Source organism: Halalkalicoccus jeotgali B3, assembly GCF_000196895.1.
In the GTDB taxonomy this organism is placed as follows: Archaea; Halobacteriota; Halobacteria; order Halobacteriales; family Halalkalicoccaceae; genus Halalkalicoccus; species Halalkalicoccus jeotgali.
This window is the reverse complement of sequence record NC_014297.1, coordinates 763,576-788,026: the sequence shown is the minus strand read 5'-3', so window position 1 is coordinate 788,026 and position 24,451 is coordinate 763,576. Positions and strand designations below refer to the sequence as shown.

Annotated in this window: 29 protein-coding genes and 1 tRNA gene; 23 read left to right on the top strand and 7 right to left on the bottom strand. The window is 65.8% G+C overall.

Annotated features, from left to right (window positions below; translation table 11 throughout):
• Window positions 1-34 precede the first annotated feature (34 nt).
• The 4 genes from HACJB3_RS03815 (at window position 35) to HACJB3_RS03800 (ending at window position 3,529) form a co-directional block, all read left to right on the top strand.
• Window positions 35-1,150: a FecCD family ABC transporter permease gene (locus tag HACJB3_RS03815; RefSeq protein ID WP_008417832.1), complete on the top strand. Its 1,116-nt coding sequence runs from the start codon at window positions 35-37 to the stop codon at window positions 1,148-1,150.
• Window positions 1,150-2,028, top strand: coding sequence for an ABC transporter ATP-binding protein (locus tag HACJB3_RS03810; RefSeq protein ID WP_008417833.1), 879 nt, complete (start codon window positions 1,150-1,152; stop codon window positions 2,026-2,028). The genes HACJB3_RS03815 and HACJB3_RS03810 overlap by 1 nt, the downstream gene beginning before the upstream one ends.
• 74 nt (window positions 2,029-2,102) lie before the next feature.
• On the top strand, window positions 2,103-3,278 hold the full coding sequence (locus tag HACJB3_RS03805; protein WP_008417834.1) for an ABC transporter substrate-binding protein: 1,176 nt from the start codon (window positions 2,103-2,105) through the stop codon (window positions 3,276-3,278).
• A gap of 2 nt (window positions 3,279-3,280) precedes the next feature.
• A complete protein-coding gene (locus HACJB3_RS03800) occupies window positions 3,281-3,529 on the top strand; it encodes a hypothetical protein (protein WP_049934264.1) in 249 nt (82 codons plus the stop codon).
• A 16-nt stretch (window positions 3,530-3,545) separates the two neighbouring features.
• On the opposite strand, the gene HACJB3_RS03795 is transcribed toward HACJB3_RS03800, so the two are convergent.
• On the bottom strand, window positions 3,546-4,502 hold the full coding sequence (locus HACJB3_RS03795) for a DUF5787 family protein (protein ID WP_008417837.1): 957 nt from the start codon (window positions 4,500-4,502) through the stop codon (window positions 3,546-3,548).
• Window positions 4,503-4,577: 75 nt separating this feature from the next.
• Here HACJB3_RS03795 and HACJB3_RS03790 point away from each other — a divergent pair, with 75 nt between their 5' ends.
• The 4 genes from HACJB3_RS03790 to HACJB3_RS03775 are packed head-to-tail and all read left to right on the top strand — an operon-like array spanning window position 4,578 to window position 7,174.
• Window positions 4,578-5,231 (top strand): DsbA family protein, encoded by a 654-nt coding sequence (locus HACJB3_RS03790; protein ID WP_008417839.1) that lies wholly within the window; start codon window positions 4,578-4,580, stop codon window positions 5,229-5,231.
• Between the two features lie 51 nt (window positions 5,232-5,282).
• Entirely contained in the window at window positions 5,283-5,978 is a 696-nt protein-coding gene (locus tag HACJB3_RS03785; RefSeq protein ID WP_008417840.1) for an SCO family protein, read from the top strand.
• On the top strand, window positions 5,978-6,496 hold the full coding sequence (locus HACJB3_RS03780; protein WP_008417842.1) for a TlpA family protein disulfide reductase: 519 nt from the start codon (window positions 5,978-5,980) through the stop codon (window positions 6,494-6,496). Before HACJB3_RS03785 ends, HACJB3_RS03780 begins: the two co-directional genes overlap by 1 nt.
• The gene (locus HACJB3_RS03775; RefSeq protein ID WP_008417843.1) at window positions 6,497-7,174 is read left to right on the top strand and encodes a cytochrome c biogenesis CcdA family protein; all 678 of its coding nucleotides are present in this window, start codon (window positions 6,497-6,499) and stop codon (window positions 7,172-7,174) included.
• 1 nt (window position 7,175) lies between these two features.
• Here HACJB3_RS03775 and HACJB3_RS03770 read toward each other — a convergent pair whose 3' ends face one another.
• Window positions 7,176-7,709 (bottom strand): hypothetical protein, encoded by a 534-nt coding sequence (locus HACJB3_RS03770; RefSeq protein WP_008417844.1) that lies wholly within the window; start codon window positions 7,707-7,709, stop codon window positions 7,176-7,178.
• A gap of 101 nt (window positions 7,710-7,810) precedes the next feature.
• Here HACJB3_RS03770 and HACJB3_RS03765 point away from each other — a divergent pair, with 101 nt between their 5' ends.
• The 8 genes from HACJB3_RS03765 to HACJB3_RS03730 all read left to right on the top strand — a co-directional run bounded on the left by HACJB3_RS03765 (window position 7,811) and on the right by HACJB3_RS03730 (window position 12,524).
• Window positions 7,811-8,365, top strand: coding sequence for a carboxypeptidase-like regulatory domain-containing protein (locus HACJB3_RS03765; RefSeq protein ID WP_008417845.1), 555 nt, complete (start codon window positions 7,811-7,813; stop codon window positions 8,363-8,365).
• A gap of 91 nt (window positions 8,366-8,456) precedes the next feature.
• Complete coding sequence (locus tag HACJB3_RS03760; RefSeq protein ID WP_049934262.1) at window positions 8,457-9,704, top strand: translation initiation factor IF-2 subunit gamma; 1,248 nt, start codon at window positions 8,457-8,459, stop codon at window positions 9,702-9,704.
• The gene (locus HACJB3_RS03755) at window positions 9,705-10,085 is read left to right on the top strand and encodes an RNA-binding protein (RefSeq protein WP_008417848.1); all 381 of its coding nucleotides are present in this window, start codon (window positions 9,705-9,707) and stop codon (window positions 10,083-10,085) included.
• A 1-nt stretch (window position 10,086) separates the two neighbouring features.
• Window positions 10,087-10,671: a DNA-directed RNA polymerase gene (locus HACJB3_RS03750; protein ID WP_008417849.1), complete on the top strand. Its 585-nt coding sequence runs from the start codon at window positions 10,087-10,089 to the stop codon at window positions 10,669-10,671.
• Window positions 10,672-10,869 carry a transcription elongation factor subunit Spt4 gene (gene spt4 / locus HACJB3_RS03745; RefSeq protein WP_008417850.1) on the top strand — a complete coding sequence of 66 codons (198 nt, stop codon included), beginning with the start codon at window positions 10,672-10,674 and terminating at the stop codon, window positions 10,867-10,869.
• Window positions 10,869-11,417, top strand: coding sequence for a GTP-dependent dephospho-CoA kinase family protein (locus HACJB3_RS03740; protein ID WP_008417851.1), 549 nt, complete (start codon window positions 10,869-10,871; stop codon window positions 11,415-11,417). The genes spt4 and HACJB3_RS03740 overlap by 1 nt, the downstream gene beginning before the upstream one ends.
• A 44-nt stretch (window positions 11,418-11,461) precedes the next feature.
• Window positions 11,462-12,220 carry an AzlC family ABC transporter permease gene (locus tag HACJB3_RS03735; RefSeq protein ID WP_008417852.1) on the top strand — a complete coding sequence of 253 codons (759 nt, stop codon included), beginning with the start codon at window positions 11,462-11,464 and terminating at the stop codon, window positions 12,218-12,220.
• Window positions 12,213-12,524 carry an AzlD family protein gene (locus tag HACJB3_RS03730; protein ID WP_008417853.1) on the top strand — a complete coding sequence of 104 codons (312 nt, stop codon included), beginning with the start codon at window positions 12,213-12,215 and terminating at the stop codon, window positions 12,522-12,524. The genes HACJB3_RS03735 and HACJB3_RS03730 overlap by 8 nt, the downstream gene beginning before the upstream one ends.
• A 123-nt stretch (window positions 12,525-12,647) precedes the next feature.
• Here HACJB3_RS03730 and HACJB3_RS03725 read toward each other — a convergent pair whose 3' ends face one another.
• The gene (locus HACJB3_RS03725) at window positions 12,648-13,790 is read right to left on the bottom strand and encodes a CBS domain-containing protein (protein WP_008417855.1); all 1,143 of its coding nucleotides are present in this window, start codon (window positions 13,788-13,790) and stop codon (window positions 12,648-12,650) included.
• A 90-nt stretch (window positions 13,791-13,880) separates the two neighbouring features.
• On the opposite strand from HACJB3_RS03725, the gene HACJB3_RS03720 reads away from it, so the two are divergent.
• Window positions 13,881-14,204 (top strand): lycopene cyclase domain-containing protein, encoded by a 324-nt coding sequence (locus HACJB3_RS03720; RefSeq protein WP_008417858.1) that lies wholly within the window; start codon window positions 13,881-13,883, stop codon window positions 14,202-14,204.
• A gap of 18 nt (window positions 14,205-14,222) precedes the next feature.
• Here HACJB3_RS03720 and HACJB3_RS03715 read toward each other — a convergent pair whose 3' ends face one another.
• A complete protein-coding gene (locus HACJB3_RS03715) occupies window positions 14,223-14,519 on the bottom strand; it encodes a hypothetical protein (protein ID WP_008417859.1) in 297 nt (98 codons plus the stop codon).
• Between the two features lie 43 nt (window positions 14,520-14,562).
• The gene (locus HACJB3_RS03710; protein ID WP_008417861.1) at window positions 14,563-15,885 is read right to left on the bottom strand and encodes a hypothetical protein; all 1,323 of its coding nucleotides are present in this window, start codon (window positions 15,883-15,885) and stop codon (window positions 14,563-14,565) included.
• Between the two features lie 104 nt (window positions 15,886-15,989).
• Between HACJB3_RS03710 and HACJB3_RS19560 the strand changes: the two genes are divergently transcribed.
• On the top strand, window positions 15,990-16,625 hold the full coding sequence (locus HACJB3_RS19560) for a hypothetical protein (protein ID WP_148258229.1): 636 nt from the start codon (window positions 15,990-15,992) through the stop codon (window positions 16,623-16,625).
• A gap of 193 nt (window positions 16,626-16,818) precedes the next feature.
• On the opposite strand, the gene HACJB3_RS03705 is transcribed toward HACJB3_RS19560, so the two are convergent.
• Window positions 16,819-16,893 (bottom strand) — tRNA-Val (locus HACJB3_RS03705).
• A gap of 146 nt (window positions 16,894-17,039) precedes the next feature.
• Between HACJB3_RS03705 and trpD the strand changes: the two genes are divergently transcribed.
• From trpD to trpG, 4 genes are read left to right on the top strand one after another with little or no spacing between them, the layout of a single operon-like run.
• Complete coding sequence (gene trpD, locus HACJB3_RS03700) at window positions 17,040-18,044, top strand: anthranilate phosphoribosyltransferase (protein ID WP_008417863.1); 1,005 nt, start codon at window positions 17,040-17,042, stop codon at window positions 18,042-18,044.
• Window positions 18,041-18,694 carry a phosphoribosylanthranilate isomerase gene (locus HACJB3_RS03695; protein ID WP_008417864.1) on the top strand — a complete coding sequence of 218 codons (654 nt, stop codon included), beginning with the start codon at window positions 18,041-18,043 and terminating at the stop codon, window positions 18,692-18,694. Before trpD ends, HACJB3_RS03695 begins: the two co-directional genes overlap by 4 nt.
• Complete coding sequence (gene trpE, locus HACJB3_RS03690) at window positions 18,691-20,235, top strand: anthranilate synthase component I (RefSeq protein WP_008417865.1); 1,545 nt, start codon at window positions 18,691-18,693, stop codon at window positions 20,233-20,235. Before HACJB3_RS03695 ends, trpE begins: the two co-directional genes overlap by 4 nt.
• Entirely contained in the window at window positions 20,232-20,834 is a 603-nt protein-coding gene (gene trpG / locus HACJB3_RS03685; protein ID WP_008417867.1) for an anthranilate synthase component II, read from the top strand. The genes trpE and trpG overlap by 4 nt, the downstream gene beginning before the upstream one ends.
• Here trpG and HACJB3_RS03680 read toward each other — a convergent pair.
• The gene (locus tag HACJB3_RS03680; RefSeq protein ID WP_008417869.1) at window positions 20,814-21,017 is read right to left on the bottom strand and encodes a hypothetical protein; all 204 of its coding nucleotides are present in this window, start codon (window positions 21,015-21,017) and stop codon (window positions 20,814-20,816) included. The genes trpG and HACJB3_RS03680 overlap by 21 nt on opposite strands.
• Window positions 21,018-21,351: 334 nt before the next feature.
• Here HACJB3_RS03680 and HACJB3_RS03675 point away from each other — a divergent pair, with 334 nt between their 5' ends.
• Window positions 21,352-24,447: an adenosylcobalamin-dependent ribonucleoside-diphosphate reductase gene (locus tag HACJB3_RS03675; protein ID WP_008417870.1), complete on the top strand. Its 3,096-nt coding sequence runs from the start codon at window positions 21,352-21,354 to the stop codon at window positions 24,445-24,447.
• The last annotated feature ends 4 nt before the right edge of the window (window positions 24,448-24,451 follow it).

The following is a 24,451-nucleotide window of genomic DNA, read 5'->3' as shown; positions in this document are numbered from 1 at the left end:
TCGCGTACGCACGCCCCCGGGAACACGAGGCACCATGAGCGGCGGGTCGAGCCTCGAATCGTCGAACGTCGCCGCCGAGGGGCGTCTCTCGTGGCTGTTCGATCCGAAGCTTCTGGTCGTCGCGCTCGCGAGCGCCGCCGTGGTCGTCGGCGGCGGGCTGGTGCAGGTGAGCTTCGGCGCGTACTCGATGACGCTCTCGCAGGCGTGGGCGGCGGTGTTCAACCCCGAGGTGATCTTCAACGCTCAGGCCTGGAGTGCGTTCCTCTTCGGCGGCGAGGTCCCCGAGATGAGCCGCGAGAGCCTCATCGTCTGGAACATCCGCCTTCCGCGGGTGTTCGTCGGGATCCTCGTCGGGATGAACCTCGGGGTTTCGGGGGCGATCTTCCAGGCGGTCACCCGAAACGAACTCGCGAGTCCGTTCATTCTGGGCGTCTCCTCGGGGGCCGGGCTCCTCATCCTGCTGACGCTCGTGGTCTTCGGGAGTCTCACCGCGTTCCTCCCGCTGATCGCCTCGCTGGGCGGGGCTGGGGCCTTCCTGATCGTCTACGTCATCGCCTGGAAGGGCGGCACCTCGCCGGTACGCCTGGTGCTCGCGGGCGTCATCGTCGGCACCGTCTTCGGGAGCCTCCAGACGGCGCTGTTTTTCTTCGCCGAGGACATCGGCGTCGTCCAGTCGGCGATCGCCTGGACGACCGGCTCGCTAACGGGCACCGACTGGCAGCAGGTCCGGTTGGCCTTGCCCTGGACGCTAGTGGCGGTGTCGCTGTCGGTGGCGGGCTCACGGCAGTGTAACGTCCTGTTGCTCGGTGAGAGCACCGCACGCTCGCTGGGTATGTCGATCGAGCGGGTTCGCTTCGCGCTCTCGGGGGTCGCGGTGCTAGCGGCCGCGGCGAGCATCGCCGTGGCGGGGATCGTCGGGTTCGTCGGGCTGATCGTCCCTCACATGGTTCGGAACCTCGTCGGCAGCGACTACCGGAAGCTGATGGTCGGCTGTCTGTTCGTCGGCCCGGCGCTGATGGTCGGCGCCGACGTCGGGGCACGCCTCGCGCTCAACCCGGTCCAGATACCGGTGGGGATCGTCACCGGACTGGTCGGCGGCCCCTACTTCCTGTATCTGATGCGCAAACAGCAAAACATGGGTGAGATCTGATGTCGAAACACACACTCGAATACGGCACGACCGAGACGGATCGCAACACGAACCGCCGCGACGCCACGAACTCCTCGGCGAGCGAACTCTCGTGTGAGGACCTCGTGGTGAGCTATCCCGGCGGCGAGCCGGTCCTCGACGGCGAGTCGATCGTCGCCCAACGGGGGGCGGTGACGGCGCTGGTCGGGCCCAACGGCTCGGGAAAGAGCACGCTTCTCAAGGGGCTTGCAAACCAGCTCTCGCCGGATGCGGGGTCGGTCGTGCTCGACGGCCAGGACGTCCAGTCACTCGGGACCAAAGAACTCGCGCGCAAGCTCGGACTGCTCTCCCAAGAGAACGTCTCGCCGGAATCGATCACCGTCGAGGAGCTGGTCTATCACGGCCGCTACCCCCACAGAGGCTTCTTCGAGAGCGTCGACGACGAGGACGAGTGTGCGGTTCAAGACGCGATCTCGCTTGCGGGCGTCGGGCACCTCCGCGACCGGGAGGTGAGCAGCCTGAGCGGCGGGCAGCGCCAGCTCGTCTGGATCGCGATGGTGTTGGCCCAGGACACCGACGTCCTGCTGTTGGACGAGCCCACGACCTTCCTCGATCTCCACCACCAGCTCGAAGTGATGGAGATCGTCCGAACCCTCCGGGAGGATCGCGAGATCACCGTCGTACTCGTGCTCCACGATATCGAGCAGGCCGCCCGCTACGCCGATTACGTGGTCGCACTCAAAGACGGCGAGATCCAGGCGCGTGGTGCCCCCGGAACGGTCATCACCGAGGAGTTACTTGCCGAGGTCTTCGGGATCGAAGCGGAGGTCGAACGTACCGACCGCGGCCCGCGGGTAACGCCCATCCGCGCCCACCACGGCTCCGTCGACGCCGAGTAGCACCCGGTCGACCCCCTCTATTTCGACCGGCCTCGAACCGGAGGAGTTATCGTTTTTTAGGTGGGCCTAAAACTATGTCCCAACGATCACGCGACGAACCGACGCGACGCGAGTACGTGAAGTACGGTACAACGGTGCTTGCGGGCGGTCTGCTCGCGGGCTGTACCGGCGGTGGCGGCTCGGACGGCGGCGGGTCGGGCGAGCAGGACGGGGCGGGCACTACCGTCTCGATGTCACCGGTCGGGGAGGTCAGCTTCGAGTCCCCGCCCGAGACGGTCTTTACGCGACTGACCCACCACGCGGACATGGCGTTCGCGCTCGGGCGCGGGGAGGGGATCACAGCGCTGCACGCCCCCGAGTACTACGACGGACTGTGGAACCAGTTCGTCGAGCGCCTGCCGGGCGTCTCGCTGGACTGGTCGGGGCTGTACTCCTCGTGGGAGCCCGATAAGGAGACGCTGTACGAACTCGACAGCGACGTCCATCTGGCGGATCCGGCGTGGGTCACACAGATCGAGGGCTGGACTCGCGAGGACATCGACGAGATCGCCGAGAACGTCGCCCCGTGGTTGGGCAACTCCCTGAGCGACCGCCACCAAGAGCCGCCGACGGCGTGGGCCGAGGGTTACGAGTACTACAGCCTCTGGGAGCAGTTCGAACTCGTCGCGACGGCGTTCGGCGAGACAGCTCGTTTCGAGGAACTCGCGGCGGTGTACGAGGAACTGCTCGCGACGATCGACTCGGGGTTGCCCCCCGAAGAACAGCGGCCGACGGCGGCCATGATCTCCTCGGGGGACATGGAGACGATCTACGCCTATACGCTTAGCAACCCGGGGTTCCTGACGGCCCACACCCGGCCGCTGGGACCGCGCGACGCCTTCGAGGGGGCGGTCGATTCGGGCGCGACGGTCGATTACGAGACGTTGTTGGAGGCCGACCCCGAGGTGATCCTGTTTCTCGGCGGGATGGAACCCGAGACGAGCCTGCCCGACACCCGGGCGGCGCTCGAGTCGAATCCCGTCGCTACAGAGATTGCCGCCGTGAGAGAAGGGCGTGTCTATCCGCAGGGCGCGCGGTATCAGGGCCCGATCCTGAACCTCTTCCAGCTCGAGATGACCGCCAAACAGCTCTACCCCGAGGCCTTCGGCGAGTGGCCGGCCTACGAGGAGGGGCCGTACCCCGAACTCCCCGCCGAGGAGCGGTTGTTCGACCGCGAGCGAGTTGCGCGGGCCATCGCCGAAGAGGTGTGACGATGGACGAGAAGGAAACGGCGACGGGCCGGCCGGTCGGATCGGGGTCTCGACGCGGGACGGACGGCCGGTCGTCGATGCGCGCGCGGGTATGGGCAGTGGCGTACCGCTACGCCGATCCGGAAACCTACGGGATCCCGGCACTGCCCGACTGGCGGGTCATCAGCGACGACGGGGGGCTGGCGCTCGCCGAGGACGGGGAGAGCGACCCGTTCATCCGGGCCGAGCGCCCGATACGGGTCCGGCGGTAGGGGGTATGAGGGCGAGTCAGGTCGAGAACCGATCGAGGCCGGTCTGGCGTCGCGTTCGTCCCGCCGGGTCCGCCACCCACGGCGTCCGGCGCTCGCGCTCGGCGGCGAGGTCGATCTCGGGCGCTCGGTCGGGGTCGTAGCCCGGACACCCGGGGCCACAGTCGCCGGGATCGACGATCCGGTCGTAGTGGGTACAGTAGGGGACGCTCGCGCCCGCGACCGTCTCGATCCCGCCGTGAGTGCAGGCCGGCGGCTCGCTTCGCCATCCCTTCGCGTAGGCGCGTTCGGCGATCCGGCGGCGCTTTCTCGCCTTCCGGGCGGGTGAGACCATCGAGACGTCGGTTCGCAGCGGCGTTCGCTCGCGGAGTTCGACACCCCACCCCTCGGGATCGAGCGGGGTGGGCTCCTGGACGACCTCGCGCTCGCCGTCGACGACCCGCCAGACGCCCACGGCCTCGGGGAGTCGGTTCAGATGGGCGCGCGTGACGTAGCTCTCGGTCGCGAGGACGACCCGATCGACCAAACCGAGGGAGACGTCGAACCGGAGCTGGCGGTCCAGATCGCCCGGCGAGCCGAGGTCGGGTTTGTTCTCGATGGCCGTGATCGGCCCGAACCAGTCGGGATAGCGGGCCGTCTGGCGGACGTACTCGCGCCCGCCGCGTCGTTCGCGCTCGAAAAACCCCACCTCGACCGCTCTGTCGACGACTCCCCGAGCGCGGTCGGGGTGGATCGAGAAGGCGTCCTTCCAGTAGCGCGCCCTGCCGGTCCCGACGTCGGCCTCGATCGCCGGTCCCGGGATGCGCTCGGGCGTGATCGCCGCCCGTTCGTCGAGATCGGGGCCCGGTTCGACGTGAACGACGTCGAGGATCCGGCTCCCCGGGGCGGCGACGGCGCCGCCGAGCTGGCGGGCGACGATCCCACCCTCCCGTTCAAGGCGGGCACACAGCGACAGTTCGAAGCCGAACTCGCGCACGGGCTGGGTAGGGAGTCGAGCGAGAAAAGGCCGCCGGAGCGACAGGCCTAACCCGACTGCGCCGAACCGTCGGGTATGAAGCGATTCTCCCGGCGGGCGCTGCTCGCGAGCGCCGGCACGCTCTCGGCGGGCGGGCTCGCGGGCTGTCTCGGCGGCGGTTCCGGTGGTTCCGGTGGAAACGGCAGTGGCGACGAGCGCGAGTGCTCGGGCGAGCAACGCAGCGTCGAGGTCCCGCCGCTGGGCGATCCCGAAAGCGACGTCGTCGTCACCGCCTACGAGGACTTCGCGTGTCCGGGCTGCAAGCAGTACGCCGAGAATACTGCCCCCGAGATCAAAGCCGAGTACGCCGAACCCGGCGATATCGCCTACGAACATCGGGACTTCCCGTTTCACGGGGAGTGGTCCTGGCCGGTCGCGAACGCCTCGCTCGCTGTCTTCGAGGATGCGGGCGCGGAGGCCTACTACCCCTTCATCGAGGAGGTCTACCAGTATCAGGGCGAGTACTCGGCCGATAACGTCGCCGGCCTCGCCGCCGAACTGGGTGCGAGCGAGCAGCCGGTACGGGAGGCGATCGAGAGCGGTCCGTTCTGCGAACAGCTCAAGGAGAGTAAATCCGAGGGTCAACAGCGAGGTATCGAGGCCACGCCCACGGTGTTCGTCAACGACCAACAGCTACAGGCTCCGAGTGTCGAGGAGCTGCGCGAGGCCATCGAATCGGCGCTGAGCTGATTCGACGGGCGAACCAACGAGGCTAATTGTCCCCGCACCCGAGCGGGGGACATGGACCGGCGTACGTACCTCGGCGCGGCTGCGGGGACCGTGGGGACACTCGCTGCCGGCTGTCTGGGACGGGGCGCACAGGAAACCAGCCTCGGCGAGCCCGAGGATCAGGGCGCCGACAGCGAGGACCTGCCCTATCCCGCTTACGGCGAGGAGTTCCCCGAATCGACGCTTCCGGACGCGCTCTCGGGGGAGGAGGTCTCGACCGCCGACTTCGAGGACGACCGGGTCGTGGTGATGACGTTCATCTACACGCACTGTCCCGACGGGGTCTGTCCCGCCCTGACCCAGGTGCTTCGCCACGCGCAGGCCGACGCCGTCGAGAAGGAATATACGGGCGATGTAGCCTTTCTCGCGACCACGTTCGACCCCGAGCGCGATACCGCAGACGTCCTCCGGGAGTTCGGCGACGAACAGGGCGTCGACTACGAGGCCGGGGGGTGGCACTTCCTGCGCCCTGAAAGCGAAGAGCGCGCCCGCGAGGTCGTCACCGACACCTACGGCGTCGAGTACGAGCGGATCGATCCCTCGGAGATGCAGGGCGACCACTCGGGCCACGACATGGGTGAGTACGGCTTCGACCACTACCCGATCACCTACCTCGTCAACCGCGAGGGCTACGTCGAACGCGCTTACACCGGCGTGCCCGGCACCTCCCGCGTCGTCGAGGACCTCGGGACGGTCACCGGGAACTGATGCGCCGGCGCGACCTGCTTGCGGGCGTGGCGAGCGCCGGGGTCGTCGGCGCGGGTGCGTGGGCGGTGTCGACGACCTCGCTCGGCGGCGGCTACGCGCCCCTGACCCTCGAAACCATCGCGGCACCCGGGAGCGACGCCGGCGAGATCCGGGTGCCCGAGCGCGGGCGGGTGAGCTTTCTCGATTTCTTCGGGACGTGGTGTGGGCCCTGTGAGACCCAGATGCCCGCGCTCGCGACGAGCCACGAGCGAGTCGCGGACACGGACGTGCAGTTCGTCTCGATCACGAACGAACCCGTCGGCACCACCCTTCCGCCCGAGGACGTCGCCGAGTGGTGGGCCGAAAACGGCGGGGCGTGGACCGTCGCCCACGACGCCGAGCACGAACTCACCGAGCGCCACGACGTGACTCGTCTGCCGACCGCCGTGGTGCTCGACGCCGAGAACACCGTCACGTGGTCCCACACGGGACTGGCCGAGGCCGATCGACTGGTCGGCGCGATCGAGGACGCCCGGTAGATGGCCGACCTCGAACTCCTCGGGACGATGGGCTTTGCCTTCGGGGCCGGCGTAGCGACCTTCTTTTCGCCGTGTGCATACCCGCTGTTGCCGGGCTACGTCGGCTACTACGTCTCACGGGCCGAGGCGGGGGATCGCCGACCGGTCGGCGGCGCACTCCTCAGGGGGCTTGCCGCCGGCGCGGGCGTCCTCGCGGTATTCGCGGCGCTCGCGGCACTCGCGGTGGGGGTCGGACAGGCCGGCTTCGAGCGACTCGTGGCACTCGAACCCGTAATCGGGGCGGCGCTCGTCGTCGTCGGCCTGTTCGTCGTTCTCGATCGGGGTCCCTCGCTGCGGGTCGCCCTGCCCGCACGGCGCACCGACGTGGCCGGCTTCGTGCTCTTCGGGGCGGTCTACGCGCTCGCGGCCGCCGGCTGTGTCGTGCCGGTCGTGCTGGGGGTGTTCCTGGGGGCCATCGCCCGCCCGCCGACGGAGGCGGCGCTCGTGGTCGGTGCGTACGCGGGCGGGGTGAGCCTGCTGATGGTCGCGACGACCGTCGCCACCGGCGTGGGGGTGGCACTCGGGACCTCGCGGTTCGTCGGCTACGGCGGGCGGTTGCGGCGGCTCGCGGGCGCGGTCATGATCCTGGCCGGGCTCGGCCAGCTGTACCTCTCGGTCGTCGTCCTCGACGTGCTCTGAATCAGCGAGCGCGCTCCAACGCGAGCAACGCGACGAACAGAACGCCGGCGCCCACTTCGGCGGCTTTCGAAACCAACGCATAGGTGTCCCCACGGAGGTGACTCGCGAGCGTCGCCAGCGCGCCCGTGTCGGCGTGCTCGCCGTGGTCGTGGTCATGACTGTGACCGTGCTCGCCTGCCCCGTGGTCGTGACTGTGGGCACCGTCGTGGGCCGATGTCGCTCCGTGGTCGTGGCCCGTCTCGATCCCGAGGGTCGATTCGGCGAGGCCGAGGGCGTGGACGTCGGCGTACGCGAACACCAGAAGTCCCATCAGCCCCACGCCGGCCGCGTAGGTGATCGGCGCGGAAAACCGACCGGTCACGACGACACCAAGCAGGGCGAGCGCGGCCAACCCGCCGAGCAGATACAGCGCCGGCAGGAGCACACTTCCGCCCCCCGAAATCGCTTCGAGAAGGCCGACGACGCCCATTGCGAGGTGGATGGCTGCCGAGACGAACACCAGCAGACAGGCGACCGCGAGGAGTCCCGTTCGCATTCGATCTCGCCGGAGGTCGGCCCGCCGAGAACATCCGCCTGTCGGTCGGCGACAGCGAACGGGGGTGTTTTTATCATCCCGCCGATACGGGTAATCGAGAGATGAACCCCGAGCGCCACCCCAGCCGACGGCGTTTTCTCGCCGGCCTCGCGGTCGCTGCGACGCTTGCCGGCTGTGCGGACGAGAACGGATCCACCGGTGGCGGAGACGAGGGCGGTGAGGAGGGCGGCGCGGACGACGAAAGCGCCGAGGACCCCGAGGGGGACAACGAGAGCGGCGCGGGACACGGCGCGCCCGAGGACGGCGGCCTCGACGTCGAGGGGACGAACCTCTTCGTACGGGTGGTCGACGGGACCGGACTCGCGATCGAGGGGGCGACAGTGACCGTTTCGGGCGGCGCGATCGAGGACGAATCGTTCACCACCGACGCCGACGGGCGCGTCATCCGGCGAGGGGTCGAGCCCGGCGAGTACGCCGTCACCGCGGCCGTCGGCGATCGGGAGGACCGACGGGAGGTCAGCCTCGCGGCCGACGACGACGAGAGCCTGACGTTTACCTTCGAGACCGCTCCGAGCGAGGGGGGCGATACCGGGTCGTCGACTGGCAACGAGAGCGGGACGGACGGATCGAACGGGACGAACGAAACCGGGGGCTAATCGGGACGAAATGCGGTGACGGTTCGCACGGCGAGAGGGGAGAGAACAGTAGGTTTATCAGTCGTTCGGGGCGAACACTCACCAAATTACTATGGAGGCTTCATTGGCGGAGAAACAACGGCAACCGGAGGTGAACATCGGACTGGTCGGCCACGTCGACCACGGCAAGACGACGCTGGTACAGGCGCTGAGCGGGTCGTGGACCGACCAGCACTCCGAGGAGATGAAACGCGGGATCTCCATCCGACTCGGCTACGCGGATACGACTTTCCGGCGGTGTCCGGGCCTCCCCGAACCCGAGTGTTACACGATCGAGGAGACCTGCCCCGACGGCGAGGAGAGCGAGGTCGTCCGCACCGTCTCCTTCGTCGACGCGCCGGGCCACGAGACCCTGATGGCAACGATGCTCTCGGGGGCCTCGATCATGGACGGAGCGGTCCTCGTCGTCAGCGCCACCGAGGAGGTGCCCCAGCCCCAGACCGAAGAGCACCTGATGGCGCTCGATATCATCGGGATCGAGAACGTCGTCATCGCCCAGAACAAGGTCGACCTGGTCGATCGCGACCGGATCGAGCGGAACTACGAGCAGATCAAGGAGTTCGTCTCCGGTACTGTGGCCGAGGACGCACCCATCGTCCCGATTAGCGCCCAACAGGAGGTCAACATCGACTACCTGATCGGCGCGATCGAGGAGGAGATCCCCACGCCCGAACGCGATCCCGACGCCGACCCCCGGATGCACGTCGCGCGCAGTTTCGACATCAACCGCCCCGGGACGACCTGGGACGAACTCACCGGCGGCGTGATCGGGGGCAGTCTCGTCTCGGGTCACCTGGAGGTCGGCGACGACCTCGAGGTCCGGCCGGGCCGGGAGGTCGAGGAGGGGGGCCAGTCCTCCTGGGAGCCGATCCGGACGGACGTGCGCTCGATACAGGCCGGCGGCGAGGCCGTCGACCGGGCGGTACCGGGGGGCCTGCTCGGTATCGGAACCGGGCTGGATCCCAGCCTGACGAAGGGCGACGCGCTCGCGGGCCAGATCGCCGGGATCCCCGGAACGTTGCCGCCGACCTGGGAGTCCTTTACGATGGACATCGACCTTCTCGAACGGGTCGTCGGGGCCGAGGCGGGCGACTCGATCGACCCGATCTCCACCGGCGAGCCGCTGATGATGACCATCGGTACCGCCACCACGGTCGGCGCGGTCACGAGCGCGCGCGACGGGGAGTGTGAGGTCAAGCTCAAGCGACCCGTCTGTGCGCCCGTCGACGCGACGATCGCCATCAACCGTCGGGTCGGGACGCGCTGGCGGCTCATCGGGATCGGCACCCTGACGGAGTAGATGACCGTCGTCTGCATGGATACCAACGCGTTGATGATGCCAGTCGAATGCGATCTGCGGGTGTTCGAGGCCACCGAGCAGGTGGTGGCCGACCCGGAGTACGTCGTCCCCGATTCGGTGTGCCGGGAGCTTCGGAACCTCGCCGGCGGGGCGAGTCGGGAGGCGGTCGCGGCCACGGTCGGATCGGATCTCGCCGAGCGGTGTCGAACGGTCGAAACCGAGCACGCACACGCTGACGACGCCATCGTCGCGCTGGCCCGGGCGGGCGAGTGCGAGTACGTCGTCACGAACGACGGCCCGCTGCGCGAGCGACTGCTCGACGCCAGCGTTCCAGTAATTGGTTTAAGGGGCCGGAACGAACTCGCAGTCACTCAGCCATAACATGTATAAACGGGTTACACTCACGGACACGGTCGAGGTCCCCGCGCGGGAACTCGGCAGCGTCACGACCGATCAGATACAGCGACTCCTCCAGGACAAACTCGAGGGACGCATGGACTCGGAGGTCGGGAGCGTCGTCACCGTCACCGAAGTCCGCGACGTCGGCGAGGGCGTCGTCCTCCCCGAGCGCGAGCGCCACGAGGGGTCGGTCTTCTATGAGGCCGAATTCGACGCCGTCACGTTCGACCCCCGAATGCAGGAGGTCGTCGACGGAACGGTAGTGGAGGTCGTGGAGTTCGGTGCGTTCGTCGGTATCGGCCCCGTCGATGGCCTGTTGCACGTCTCGCAGATCTCCGACGAATACCTCTCCTACGACGCCGAGAACCAACAACTGGCCTCGACCGAATCCAACCGTACCCTCGGTGTGGACGACGCCGTCCGCGCGCGGATCGTCACCAAGAGCATCGACGAACGCAACCCACGGGACTCGAAGATCGGTCTGACCGCGAAACAGCCCGGCCTCGGCAAGCACGGCTGGCTTACCGAGGACCACGAGGCACGCCAACAGGCCGCGGGTGACGACTAGATGGCCCGCAACCGAAAGGTCTGTCGGGACTGCCATCGCGTCGTCGATCCCGACACCAACGCCTGCCCGTCGTGTGGATCGACCTCCTTTACCGAGGACTGGGCGGGCTACGTCGTGATCGCCCACCCCGAGGACAGCGAGATCGCCCGCGAGATGCAAGTCACCGAAGCCGGCGAGTACGCACTGAAAGTCCGTTGATGGCGGACCCAGAGGTCCTCCTCCGACTCCCCGACTCCCTTCGAGGCGCGTTCAAAGAGCCGATGGGACCGATCGAGACCGACGCCGCTGTCCTTCTGGAAGGCGTTTCGGGCCCCCTGATCGCCGTCGGTGACGTCGTCTCCTCTCACTTCGAGCGGATCGGCCGGACTCCCGACGTCGCCGTGGTCGACGGGCTGACCGAGCGCGAGACGGTCGATCCCGAGGTCGCCGCCGCGCTCGAAGGAAGCGACGCCCGTCGAATCGCGGCGACGAACCCCGCCGGCGCACTCTCGGAATCGATCTGCCGGGCGCTTCGGGAGGCGATCGAGAGCGATGAGCCGGTCGCTATCGACGTTGCAGGCGAGGAGGACCTCGTGACCGTGCCCGCGATCGCGCTGGCACCCGACGGCGCGAGCGTCGTCTACGGCCAACCCGGCGAGGGGATGGTCCACGTCCGCATCGACGGCGAGACCAGAAACCGGGCACGCGACCTCGTAGGGCGCATGGACGGCGATCACGAGCGTCTCTGGGAACTGCTGGAGGGGTGACCGGTGGCCCGGTTGCGACCACGGTCGACGAGAGGACCCGGAGAATGTCGAATCCACGACCCGACGCCGAGAGCGATCGCCCGGACGAGGGGGCCGACAGCGACGGGGCCGAATCGCAACCGGTCACGTTTCGCCGACGCGGGGTGCGGGCGGGATTTCTCACGGCGCTCCCGATCGCGCTGGGGGTCGGGGGCTATGGAGTCGCGTTCGGCGTGCTGGCCGCTCGTGCGGGTCTGAGCGCCGCCGAGGCGGGGCTGATGAGCGCCACCGTCGTCGCGGGGGCCTCACAGATCGTCGCCGTCGAACTCTGGGCCGACCCGATCCCGGTCACGACGGTCCTGCTCGCGGTGGTCGCGATCAACCTCCGGTACTCGCTGATGGGGGCGGCCCTCCAGCCGTGGTTCAGTCGACTCTCGGCGAGGCAGGCCTACGGAAGCCTCTTTCTGATGGCCGACGAGAACTGGGCGCTGACGATGCGCGATCTGGGCTCGGGCAGCGGCCGGGGCGCGTTCCTGCTGGGAAGCGGCCTCGCAGTCTGGACGTTCTGGGTCGGCTCGACGGTGCTTGGAGTTCTCGCGGGCGGGAAAATCGGCGATCCCGCCAGGTACGGGATCGACTTCGTCCTCGCGGCCGTCTTCGTCGCGCTCGCCGCCGAACTCTGGGAGGGCCGGTCGTCGCTCGTCCCGTGGGTCGTCGCGCTCGCGAGCGCGCTGCTTGCCGCCAGATTCCTCCCCGGCCAGTGGTACATCCTCGTCGGGGGCGCGCTCGCCGGGGTCGTCGAGGTGATCCGCTACGATGAGTGAACCCCTCTCGCTCGATCCACGGGTAGTGGGCGTGATCCTCGCGATGGCCGCCGTGACGTTCGTGACGAAGGCCGGCGGGCTGTGGCTGTTGAGTCGCGTCGAAGTGAGCGACCGGCTCGAAGCCGGGATCTCGGTCCTGCCGGGCGCGATCGTGATCGCGATACTCGGGCCGGAACTGGCCTCGGGTGGCCCCGCCGAGTGGGCCGCGGCGGGGCTCACCCTGCTGGTGGTGTGGCGCACCGAGAGCATCCTGCTCGCGCTGATCGCGGGCGTGGTCGGGGTCGTGGCGTTCAGGGCCGTCTGAGGGAGTGCACTCTACGAGCGAAGCGAGCGGTAGCGCAGCCGGACCAAAGGGAGACGCCGCGCTTTTGATCCAGCTTTTACAGCGCTCGTTCGATTCGCTCACTCGCTGGTAAAAGCTGGGTGATCAGATCTCGTTGAGTTTCCTGAGCAACTGCCCTTCGTACTCCTCGTCCGATTGCATCCCCTTCATTTCGAGGACGTTTCGCTCCAGTTTATCGAGCGCGACGTGGAACGCGGAGTTCGCGCCGTAGCCTTCGCCCGAACCGGCGACCTGGCCCCGGTTGGTGCGCAGACGGATCTGGCAGTGGATCAGCGGCGTGCCCCGGAGTTTCTCCTTGTGTTCCTGGAAGCGAACGTGGGCGTGTTGGACCTGCATCCGGCGGTACTTGTCGGTGACGCCGGCGATGTCGGTGCGGACGTCCTCGCGCGCGAGCGTATCGAGCAGGTCGATGTTCGTGATCTGGACGTCCATATGCTCGTCCTCGGTGAAGGTCAGCGCCCGCAACACGTCGGTCTTGGTGACGACGCCCGAGACGTGTCGGTCGTTCTCGTCGGCAGTGACCATCAGCCCGTTGTAATCGCTGTCGAGCATTCGTTCGACGGCGGCTTTGGCCGTCTCCTCGCGGTCGGCGGTTTCGACGGGGCTGTTCATCACGTCGTAGACCGGAATGTCGAGGATCCGTTCGAGGTCGCCCGCCCGGTCGCCGACGGTGGCTTTGTCCATGTCGCGGATGATCACGTCCCGCAGGTCGTGCGTGGTGACGACGCCTTCGAGTTGGCCGTCGTCGGCCAGCACGGGCAGACGGGAGATGCCGTGCTCGCGCAAGAGATTGATCGCCCGACCGACGGTCGTATCGCGGTTGACCGAGACGACCTCGTCGGTGTAGATCTGCTCGACGGTGATGGCGTCGAGGTTCTCGAGGACGCTCTCGAGAATGGCGTCGGCGGTGACGATCCCCCAGAGTCCCTCCCCGTCGAAGACGGGCGCGACCATCGTCCCGCCCTCGACGAGTTTGCGCGCGACCTCGCGGATGTCCTCCTCGCGGTCGATCCCCGGCGCCGAGCGCATGAACGCCGAGGCCTTGGTGTTGTCCTCGACGTGCGATTGGAGGATCTGGCGCTCGGTGACGATACCGGCGTACTCGCCGTCGTCGGTGATCACGATCGCTTTGGGGTTGGTCTCCTCGAAGGCGGCCCGGATCTTCCCGAAGCGCTCGCCGACGTCGGCTTCGGTGTAGTCGGTCGTGGCTATATCGGCAATATCCATCGTATCGGTTACGTTTGGCTGTCCACCGTAATCAACGTTAGTCATTCCCACGGCGATACTGTTTAGCACGTGCCATCCGTCGAGTCCGGTATGCGAGTCGATATTACGGTCCTCGGGCGCTATACGTACCTCGCTACCATCGTCTTCTGGGGGGCGATCGCCGGCGCGTTGCTTCAGCGAGCCGGTGCCCTGAGACGCGCCGCGAAGACGGTCCTCGTGCTCTATCCCGTCGCGTACGTCTGGGACTGGTACACCCTCGAAGTCGGCGTCTTCGATATCGTCGAGCGAACCGGGATCGAGGTCGCGGGGATTCCCCTCGAGGAACACTGTTTCATCGTCGTGGTTCCCTCGCTCGTCCTCGGGTTTCACGAGACGCTTCACGACGTCTCCGAGGCCCAAGCCGACGCGGAGTGACCGGTTTGCGCTCGCCGATCAGCCGATTCGCGCACCACACTCGACACAGCTGTCCATCCCCGCGGCGTTGAGCCCCCCGCAGTCGGGACAGCGGATCGCGCCGGGGGTCGTCCCGGTGACCTCCTCGACGAAACCCGCAAGCGAGTGCGAGCGCTCGACGCTTCGCAGTTCTTCGTCGGTCATCAACCGGTAGATCAGGTCCTCATCGCGCATCCGGTTCAACAGGCGTACGAGTCCCAGAAACATGAGCGTCGGCATGACGATCACGAAGACCGCGACCGCGAGCCGAGCGAGCAGTCCGAGGTCGGGTGGCATACGTCCGCGTAGGGCTACGGACAGTAAGCCGTATCGCCCGTCGCTACTCAGGGGCCCCGAGGAACTCGCCGTTGGCATCGAACTCGACTCCCCCGGGCTCGCCGACCACGCGCAGGTCCGCGCGCTCGCGAGCGGCCTCGATAAGCGCCTCGGAGGCGTAACACCGCTGTAAGCGCATCGTGTCGGTCACCCGGAGGACGCGCGCCTCGGAGCCGGAAACGGGACCGATCGTGCCGAGTGCGGCCGTCAGCCCCGCCCGATCGGTTTCGACGACCGGCGGGAGGCGTACCCCGCGAACGGTGCTCGCGGTGATCGCGTTGATCAGCGTCTTCGACGGTTCGAGCCCCTCGAAAACGTTCTCATGAACGAAATCCGCTGCCCCCATGCCCATCGCGTTGCCCTTCGTTTTCCCCGTAAAGCCCCGGACGTAGATCCGCTTCACGTCGGGGGATTCGGGCTCGGGTTCGTTGATGGTGAAGTGACGGCGGCCGGTGACGTTGGTGTCCATCCCCTGGCCGCTGACGTCCTTGCCGATCCGGTCGACGACGAGCACGTCCAGCTCCTCGAACGGGAGTTTGGGCATTCGTTCCCACGCGACTTCGAGGAGTTCGGCCTCGCGTTTCAAGAACCCTGACGGGGGGATCGCCTCGATCCGGTCGGTGTCGTCGTGTTCGTCCTCGAGGATCGCGACGCCGCCGGCGACCGGGAGCTTTTCGAGGAGGATCTCGGTGATCTCGGGGAGCATGTTGCGCAGGCTCCAGTCGACCGCCCAGTCGTGAGCCATTTTCGCGCCGCGCTGTTTGCCCATCCCGATGACGAGCATCTTCGAGAGCCCGCTCTCGACGGGGCCCTGAAAGTCCGTGTGGGGTTTGATCCGGTTGACTGGGATGATCGCTTCGGCCTCGACCGCGTTGGCGTCGGCATACACGGGCACGTCGCGCTCGGGGGTGCGCCCGACCTCCACGACCTCCATCGTCGCGCGGATCGGACAGCCCGCCGACTCCTCGGTGACCCCGAGCGTCGAGAGCTTATCGACCTGGCCCTCCGCCGTGGCACCCCCATGGGAGCCCATCGCCGGGAAGACGAACGGCTCGTAGCCCGACTCCTCGACGCCCCGGACCACCCCGCGGACGATTGCGGGCAGGTTCGCGATGCCGCGGCTGCCCGCGCCGATCGCCACCTCGCCGCCGTCGGGGACGTCCTCGAAGGGGAGCCCTTTGACTGCTTTTGCCGCCCGGTCCTCGATCTCCTCGGTGGGAATGGGATCGGTTTCCCAGACCTGTTCGATAACGCCCATGCGCGGGAACTCGACGTCCCCGCAGGCTTCCTGTATCGTTTCCTCGGGTACTACGAGATCGGTTGGCATACTCGGTGGAAGGGGGCGAGGGAGTAAAGAAACCGGTGGAAGTCTCGATTAGACATTCATATGGATTGTCGAGGATTTAAAAGACTAAAAGGGAAACATCGGATATGGATGAGAAGGACTTACACAGTATTTTCGGAGGGAGTAGAGAATTTAGAATGCGAAAACAGCTGTATAACCGATCACTCTCTACGAAGGGTGCATTGAAATATACATATCTGCGAAATTATGTCGCAGCAGAGTGGGTCGGTCGATTCGGATGGATACTAGATTTATTCATAGTGATAATTGGTTCTATTCTACTGTATGTATTAACAAGAGATGAGGCGACAGAGTTTGTTTTATTTTATCCATTTTCTATTCTCACACCCACTGATCTTGCGATAATAATACTCATAGGATCCTTGCTAAGTACGTTCTATGGACCAAAGCTAAGATCACGAGATTATTATAACGCTGGGCAAGAACTTCATCAATTACATGACCAAGTACGAAATTTCATCGAAATTGATCTTGTGGATACAAACAAAGAGATAAGCGAGCTTCGGGAAACGTACGAAAGTTTAGAAGACCAACGGCACCGACTCAACCAATCTACTCCACAATTGGGTGGTCACTGGTATCGCGCAATGGAATGGAAGGAAAAATACAAGAAATGGGTTCCTTGGGAAGAATATAGTGAGTATTCCGATCCAGGTTTTGAAACAGTAGTTGTAGAATCAGGAGGCTATAACGATTCGTGAATCTCCACTCTAGTGTGAAGGCGTTGGATTCTACTGCTCGTCAGGTTGTGTCGTCAAGAAGCGGGTTGGGGCGGATTTGAACCTCGGTCGTTCCGCTCACTTCGTTCGCTACACTCCCTGGTTTAAATACTTCGTAACCATTTCCGCCGACGCGACCGACTCGCTGCGCTCGTCGGTTTGCGTCGTCGAGAAATGGGTTGGGGCGGATTTGAACCGCCGGCCTCCTCCATGTCAAGGAGGTGTCATAGCCTGACTAGACCACCAACCCTCGCTGCCTCGTGCACTTCCGGATACCCCGCCGGAGTAATTGAAGCTTTCGACTCGGGGAGGGCAGAGAAGGGAAAACGACGACACGCTTAAGCCGATGTACTTACTTGTCCATTACAAGCCGAATACGTACATCGGAGTTCACTCATGAAGGACACCATCGAGCGAGTCACGGAGGGCGAGGACCTGACGCAGGACGAAGCACGGGCGACAGCGACGGCGGTTTTCGAGGACGCCACCGAGGCCCAGATCGGCGCGCTGCTGACCGCGCTCCGGGCGAAGGGCGAAACCGAGGAGGAGATCGCGGGCTTCGCCGAGGGGATGCGCGAGGCCGCCCGGACCATCGCCCCCGAGCGCACCCCGTTGGTCGACACCTGCGGGACCGGCGGCGACGACTACGACACGATCAACGTCTCGACGACGAGCGCGATCGTCGCCAGCGGTGCGGGCGTCCCCGTCGCCAAACACGGCAACTACTCGGTCTCCTCGAACTCCGGGAGCGCGGACGTCTTAGAGGAACTGGGCGTCCAGATCGACGCCGAACCCCCGGCGGTCGAGCACGCGATCGAGGATCAGGGGATCGGGTTCATGCTCGCGCCCGTGTTCCACCCCGCGATGAAGGCCGTCATCGGCCCGCGAAAAGAGTTAGGAATCCGAACGATCTTCAACGTGCTCGGGCCGCTGACCAACCCCGCGGGCGCGGAGGCGCAGGTGGTCGGCGTCTACGACCCCGAACTCGTCCCGATCCTCGCCCGTGCGCTCTCGCACATGGACGTCGAGCGCGCGCTGGTGGTCCACGGATCGGGCATGGACGAGATCGCGATCCACGACGAGACACGCGTCGCCGAAGTCCGCGAAAACGGAATCGAGGAGTACACCCTCGAACCGGCGGACCTCGGCCTCGAAACCCACCCCGTCGAAGCAGTCAGCGGCGGCACGCCAGAGGAGAACGCCGCGGACCTCGAAGGGATCGTCACCGGCGAGGTCGAGGGCGCGAAACGCGAGATCGTCCTCGCGAACGCGGGCGCGGCGATCTACGTCGCCGGCGAGGCCGCCTCGCTCGAAGAGGGGGTGGAGATCGCGACCGAGGCGATCGACGAAGGGGGTGCCGCCGAAAAACTCGAATCGATGCGCGGGACGGTGGTTCAGTGACCCGCGTGAAGATTTGCGGGCACACCCGCGAAGCAGATATCGCGGCGTCGGTCGCTACGGGTGCGGACGCGATCGGCGTCATCAGCGGCGTGCCTGTCGACAGCCCCCGCGCCGTCGATTCCGAGCGGGCCGCCGACCTACTCGAAGGGGTTCCGCCGTTCGTGACCGGCGTGCTCGTGACGATGCCCGAAACTCCCAACGAAGCGATCGAGTTGGTCGAACGCACCCGGCCGGACGTCCTCCAGATCCACGGCCCGTTCGACCCCGATGGGCTCGAAGTGGTGAGGGAAACGATCTCGCGGCCAGTGATCAAATCCGTCGATGCGACCGATCTTGAGGAGGCACGTGCGTTCGACCCGATCGCCGACGCTCTCTTGATCGACTCGACCGACGCGAGCGGGGCCGGGGGTACCGGGCGAACCCACGACTGGGAGCGAACCGGCGAACTCGCAACAGACCTCGACTCACCGGTGGTTCTCGCGGGTGGGCTGACCCCCAAGAACATCGCCGAGGCGGTCGAGATCGCCGAACCGTTCGGTGTCGACGTCGCTAGTGGCGTGGAACGTAACGGTGGGGTGAAAGACCACGACGCGGTCGAACGGTTCGTTCGGCAGGCGAAGGCGGGGGACGTGGAGGTGCCCGCGAGATGATCGACCGCGAGAGCTTCCGCGAGCGAGCCGCCGTCGAGGAGCCCTCGGTCGTCTACGTCGGGGCGGAGCTCGACGTCGAGACGACGCCGCTTGCGGCCTACGGGGCGCTCGATACGGAGTACGGCTACCTACTCGAAAGCGCCGAGAAGGTCGCCTCCTCGGACCCCGACGGCGCGTTCCAGCCCGCGAGTACGACCGCGACCCGCCACGCGCGGTACTCCTTCGTCGGCTACGACCCTGAGTCAGTCGTCACCGTCCGGTCGGGATCGGCCGAGGTCGACGTGCTCGGCGACGAGCGCCTCGAAACTCTCGTCGAGCCGAACGGCGGCGATACCCTCGATACCCTCCGGGAGGCGCTTCCTGAGGTTCCCAGAATCGGATTTCCGGCGGACGGTCACCTCCACGGCGGGCTCGTCGGCTTTCTCGCCTACGACGCGGTCTACGACCTCTGGCTCTCGGAGGTAGGAATCGAGCGACCCGCAAGCGAGACGCCCGACGCTCAGTTCGTCCTGAGCACCAGAACGCTCGTCTTCGACGAAGTCGAGGGGACGCTCACGCTCTCGTTGACCCCGATCGTCTTCCCGGAGGACGATCCCGACGAGCTCTACGACGCGCTCGAAACGGAGGTCGAGCGCGTGCGAGAATCGCTCGTGGCGGCCGACGAGCCCGAAACCGGCGGATTCGTCCGCGAGGGCGAGCGCGCGGGCTCCCGCGAAGAGTACGAGGCGGTGGTCCGAGAGACGAAAGAGCGCGTACTCGATGGCGACATCTATCAGGGCGTGCTCTCACGGAAACGCGAGCTCATCGGCGATGTCGATCCGCTGGGACTGTACGAAGCCCTCAGGGAGATCAACCCCTCGCCGTACATGTACTTACTCGGCTACGGCGAGCGCACGGTAGTGGGCGCGAGCCCCGAGACGCTGATCTCGGTCCGGGACGGGCTGGTGACGAGCAACCCGATCGCGGGCACCTGCTCGCGGGGGTCGAGCCCCGTCGAGGACCGTCGGCTCGCCGGCGAGATGCTCGCCGACGACAAGGAGCGCGCCGAACACACCATGCTCGTCGATCTGGCACGAAACGACGTCCGGCGGGTCTCGAAACCGGGCTCCGTACGGGTCGAGGAGTTCATGAATGTCCTCAAGTACAGCCACGTCCAGCATATCGAAAGCACCGTCACCGGCGAGCTCGCGACCGGGTGTGACAGCTTCGACGCGACGCGGGCGGCGTTCCCCGCCGGAACGCTTTCCGGCGCGCCGAAGATCCGCGCGATGGAGATCATCGACGAGCTCGAACGGGAGCCCCGGGGAATCTACGGTGGGGGTGTCGGCTACTACTCCTGGACCGGCGATGCCGATACCGCCATCGCGATCCGAACCGCGACGATCGAACACGGCGAGCGCAATCGGATCACCGTCCAGGCGGGCGCGGGGCTGGTCGCAGACAGCGACCCCGCCGCCGAATACGAGGAGACCGAGAAGAAAATGGGCGGCGTCCTCGACGCGCTCGAGCGTATCGAGGTCGAGCAAGGGGTGCTCCAATGAGCCTCGCCCGCACGAAACGCGTGCTGTTCGTCGACAACTTCGATTCGTTCACCTACAACCTCGTCGAGTACGTTTCCGAACAGGGTGCCGAAACCGAGGTTCTCAGGAATACTGCTTCACTTTCCGAGATCCGCGCCGCGGACCCGGACGCGATCGTGATCTCGCCGGGGCCGGGCCACCCGAAGAACGACCGGGACGTCGGCGTCACGACCGAGGTGCTCCGCGAGGTGAGCCCCGAGATCCCGACTCTGGGTGTCTGTCTCGGGCTCGAGGCCGCCGTCTACGCCTACGGCGGCAGCGTGGGACGAGCACCCGAACCGATCCACGGGAAGGCCTTTCCCGTCGAGCACGACGGCCGGGGCGTCTTCGCCGGGCTCGAAGACGAGTTTCAGGCCGGGCGGTATCACTCGTTGATCGCGACCGAGGTCCCGGAGTGTTTCGACGTGACGGCGACGACGGACCACGCCGGCCAGCAGCTGGTCATGGGGATTCGTCACCGCGAGTACCCCATCGAGTGCGTGCAGTTTCACCCCGAGAGCGTGCTCACGGGCGTGGGCCACGACGTGATCGAGAACTTCCTACGCCAGCGCGAACACTGAGGGGAGCACGACCGTCACCGCGTAGAAGGCGACGATCGCGACGGTCGTCATCGCGACGAGCCGCCACGCGAGGTTCAACAGGAACCGCCCGACGAGGATTACGACCACGAGCGCCGCCAACACGAGCAGTGCCATGCTCGAATCGGCGGCGAGGGCCGCCTCCATCGGGATTGGTTCGTCCATAACTCGTAATTAATATAGAAATAAATAAGTGTTTGCCTACGGCGGCTAACACCCGTCGGACGCCGAATCACTTTCGCTCCGGTTTGGATACATACTAATAGCCCCCAGGTAATAGTTGGAGTAAGTGACTCTGCCATCGGACGTGGCAGAAATATTAATCTAACTATTACCCAGCCGTCAGTTTATTCTACAAAAATATGTAAGAAAGAAAAGACAGGGCTTTATCTATAGCGGGATGTATAGAAACCTCGTCAAACATGGAAGGAAATACGAGGACTCTATCGAGAGGAATCAGGCGACAGAGCCTGTTTGCTGGCACCGAGGGGATTTGCGCGTGAGCCGTGCGGACGCGGACGCCGAGGAGATCACCCTCCCGGTCAAACGCACCGAGGGCGAGACCCTAGAGGAGCGTCTGACCGCGAACGCGTATCACAACATCCTCCCGGCGCGCTACCTTCGGAAGAACGCCGAGGGCGAACTCGTCGAAACCCAGGAGGACCTCTTCGAGCGGGTCGCGAGGAACATCGCGCTCGCGGAGGCGGTCTTCGAGAGCGAGCGTCGGGACGTCGAGGTCACCGTCACGCCCGACCAGCTCAAACCCGACCACCCGCGCCGGGACGAACTGGCCGCGACGGTCTTCGGTGCCGGAACGAGTGCGACCGACGACGCACAAACCGAACTCACCGTCCATAACGTCAACAAGTTCACCTACGAGACGCTCGTCCCTGAACTGCCCGACGGGATCCGCGAGCACGTCGAGGCGAAAGCCGACGAGTTCCAGGCGCTGATGGAACGCCTCTCGTTTATCCCGAACAGTCCGACGCTGATGAACGCGGGCGACGAGCTCCAACAGCTCTCTGCGTGTTTCGTCGACTCGCCCGGTGACGACATTTCGGACATTCACCAGACCGCCAAAGAGGCGGCGGAAGTGTTCCAAAGCGGCGGTGGCATGGGTTATGCGTTCTGGCGACTGCGTCCCTACGGCGATTCAGTAGGGAGCACGGGCGGCATCGCGAGCGGCCCGATCACGTTCATGCGCACGTTCGACCAGATGTGCGAGACGATCGCCCAGGGTGGGACGCGACGGGGGGCCCAGATGGGCGTCATGCGCGTGTCCCACCCGGACGTCATCGAGTTCATCCACGCGAAGAACAAGGACGTCTCGCTTGCACACACCCTGCGGCTCAACGACCCCGACGACTACACGTACACCTCGTTTTCCGAGGCGCTCGAGGAGGCCCGCGGGCTGATCGACGAGGACGGCAGAGTTCCGAAACACCTCCGCAACGCCGTCGAGGGCCACCTCTCCAATTTCAACATCTCCGTGGGCGTCACCGACGGGTTCATGGAGGCACTCTACAACGACGAGGAGTTCGTCTTCGAGAACCCTCGGACAGAAGAACCGCACATCGCGACCGCCGAAACCAAGGAGATGTACTCCCGCTACGGCCTCGGACACCACGTCGAGGTCGGTGAGGAACTGGCGATCCCCGCCGAGGCGCTCTGGGACCGGATCGTCGACGGCGCCTACGAGAACGGCGAGCCCGGCGTGATCTACCTCGAACGGGTCAACAAGGAACACTCCTTCGACGTCGAGGCCCATCCCGACCACCGCATCCTCGCGACGAACCCCTGTGGCGAACAGCCCCTCGAGGAGTACGAGGCCTGCAACCTGGGTCACATCAACCTCTCGACGCTTGCGGCGACCGACGCTCCCGACTGGCGGATCTGGCACACAGAACACGGGGCGGAGTACGATTCGCTGGAGGCGGCGATGGCGGACTACCTCGAGGAGGCGATCGACACGGCGGAGTTCGATCGCCGGATCGAACTGGGTACCCGATTCCTGGAGAACGTCGTCACGATGAGCGATTTCCCGGTCCCCGAGATCGAACAGAAAGTGCGAGAGATGCGTAAGATCGGGCTGGGGATCATGGGACTGGCACAGCTGTACATCCAGCTCGGCGTGCGCTACGGCAGCGAAGAGGGCAACGAGATGGCCAGCCAGCTGATGACCCATATCAACCACGGCTCGAAGCGTGCGAGCCACGAGCTCGCGGGTGAGCGCGGCTCCTTCGAGGACTGGAGCGACTCCAAGTACGCGAACCCGACCGAGTACGCCGAGTGGTTCGAACACCACACCGGCGAGTCCGCCGACGACTGGGCAGAAGGGTACCCCATCCGCAACCACAACACGACGACCATCGCGCCGACGGGCACCACCTCGATGGTCGGCAATACAACTGGGGGCTGTGAGCCCATCTACAACGTCGCCTACTACAAGAACGTCTCCGACGACGTGCAGGGCGAGGAGATGCTCGTCGAGTTCGACGACTACTTCCTGCGCACCCTAGAGGCCAACGACGTCGACGTCGAGGCCGTCAAGGCCGAAGCGCAGGAGCAGATGAGCGAAAACGAGTTCGACGGCGTCGAGGGGCTTTCTACTGTTCCGAACGCCATCGGCGAGCTGTTCGTCGTCACGTCGGATCTGGCGGGCAAGGACCATGCCGCGGTTCAGTGTGCCTGCCAGACCGGCGTCGACTCGGCCATCTCGAAGACCTGTAACTTCCCCAACGCCGCCTCGAAGGAGGACATGGAGGAAGTGTATCGCTACATCTACGACAACGGCGGCAAGGGCGTCACCGTCTATCGCGACGGCACGCGCTCGAAGCAGGTGCTGACCACGCGGGCGGACAACGCCGAGTTCGCCGACGAAGAGGAGGCCGCAGAGTCACTCGTCGAACAGATCACCGAGGTCTTCGGCGGGATCGATGAGTTCCTCACCCACGAGGAAGTCCGCGCAACCCTCAACGACGACTTCGACTTCACCCCCGAGTCGGGCCAGTACGCCACGAAGCGCACCCGACCCGACGTGCTCCACGGCGTGACCCAGCGTATCGACACGGGCTACGGCAAGCTCTACGTCAACATCAACGAGGACAGCGAGGGCCGGCCGTTCGAGCTCTTTGCCAACATCGGTAATTCGGGCGGGTTTACCGCGAGCTTCACCGAGGCGCTCGCAAAGACCATCTCGACGGCGCTTCGCTCGGGCGTCGACCCCGAGGAGATCGCAAGCGAACTCCAAGGCATCCGCTCGCCGAAGGTCGCCTGGGACAAGGGCCAGCAGGTCAACTCCATCCCGGACGCGATCGGGACGGCGATGCGACGATACCTCGACGGCGACATCGAACGCGCCTATCCCAAACAGCAGAACCTCACCGAACTCGAAGACGAAGAACGCGAAGACGGGGTCAGTCGAACCCAGACGAGTTCCGACGGCGGGACGGCCGTCGACTCCGGCTCCGACGACGCCCACCAGGACCTCATCGACGCGGGCGAGAGCCCCGAGTGTCCCGACTGTGGGTCGATGACGCTGTACTACTCGGAGGGCTGTAAGACCTGCGAGTCCTGTGGCTGGTCGGAGTGCTGAGGTA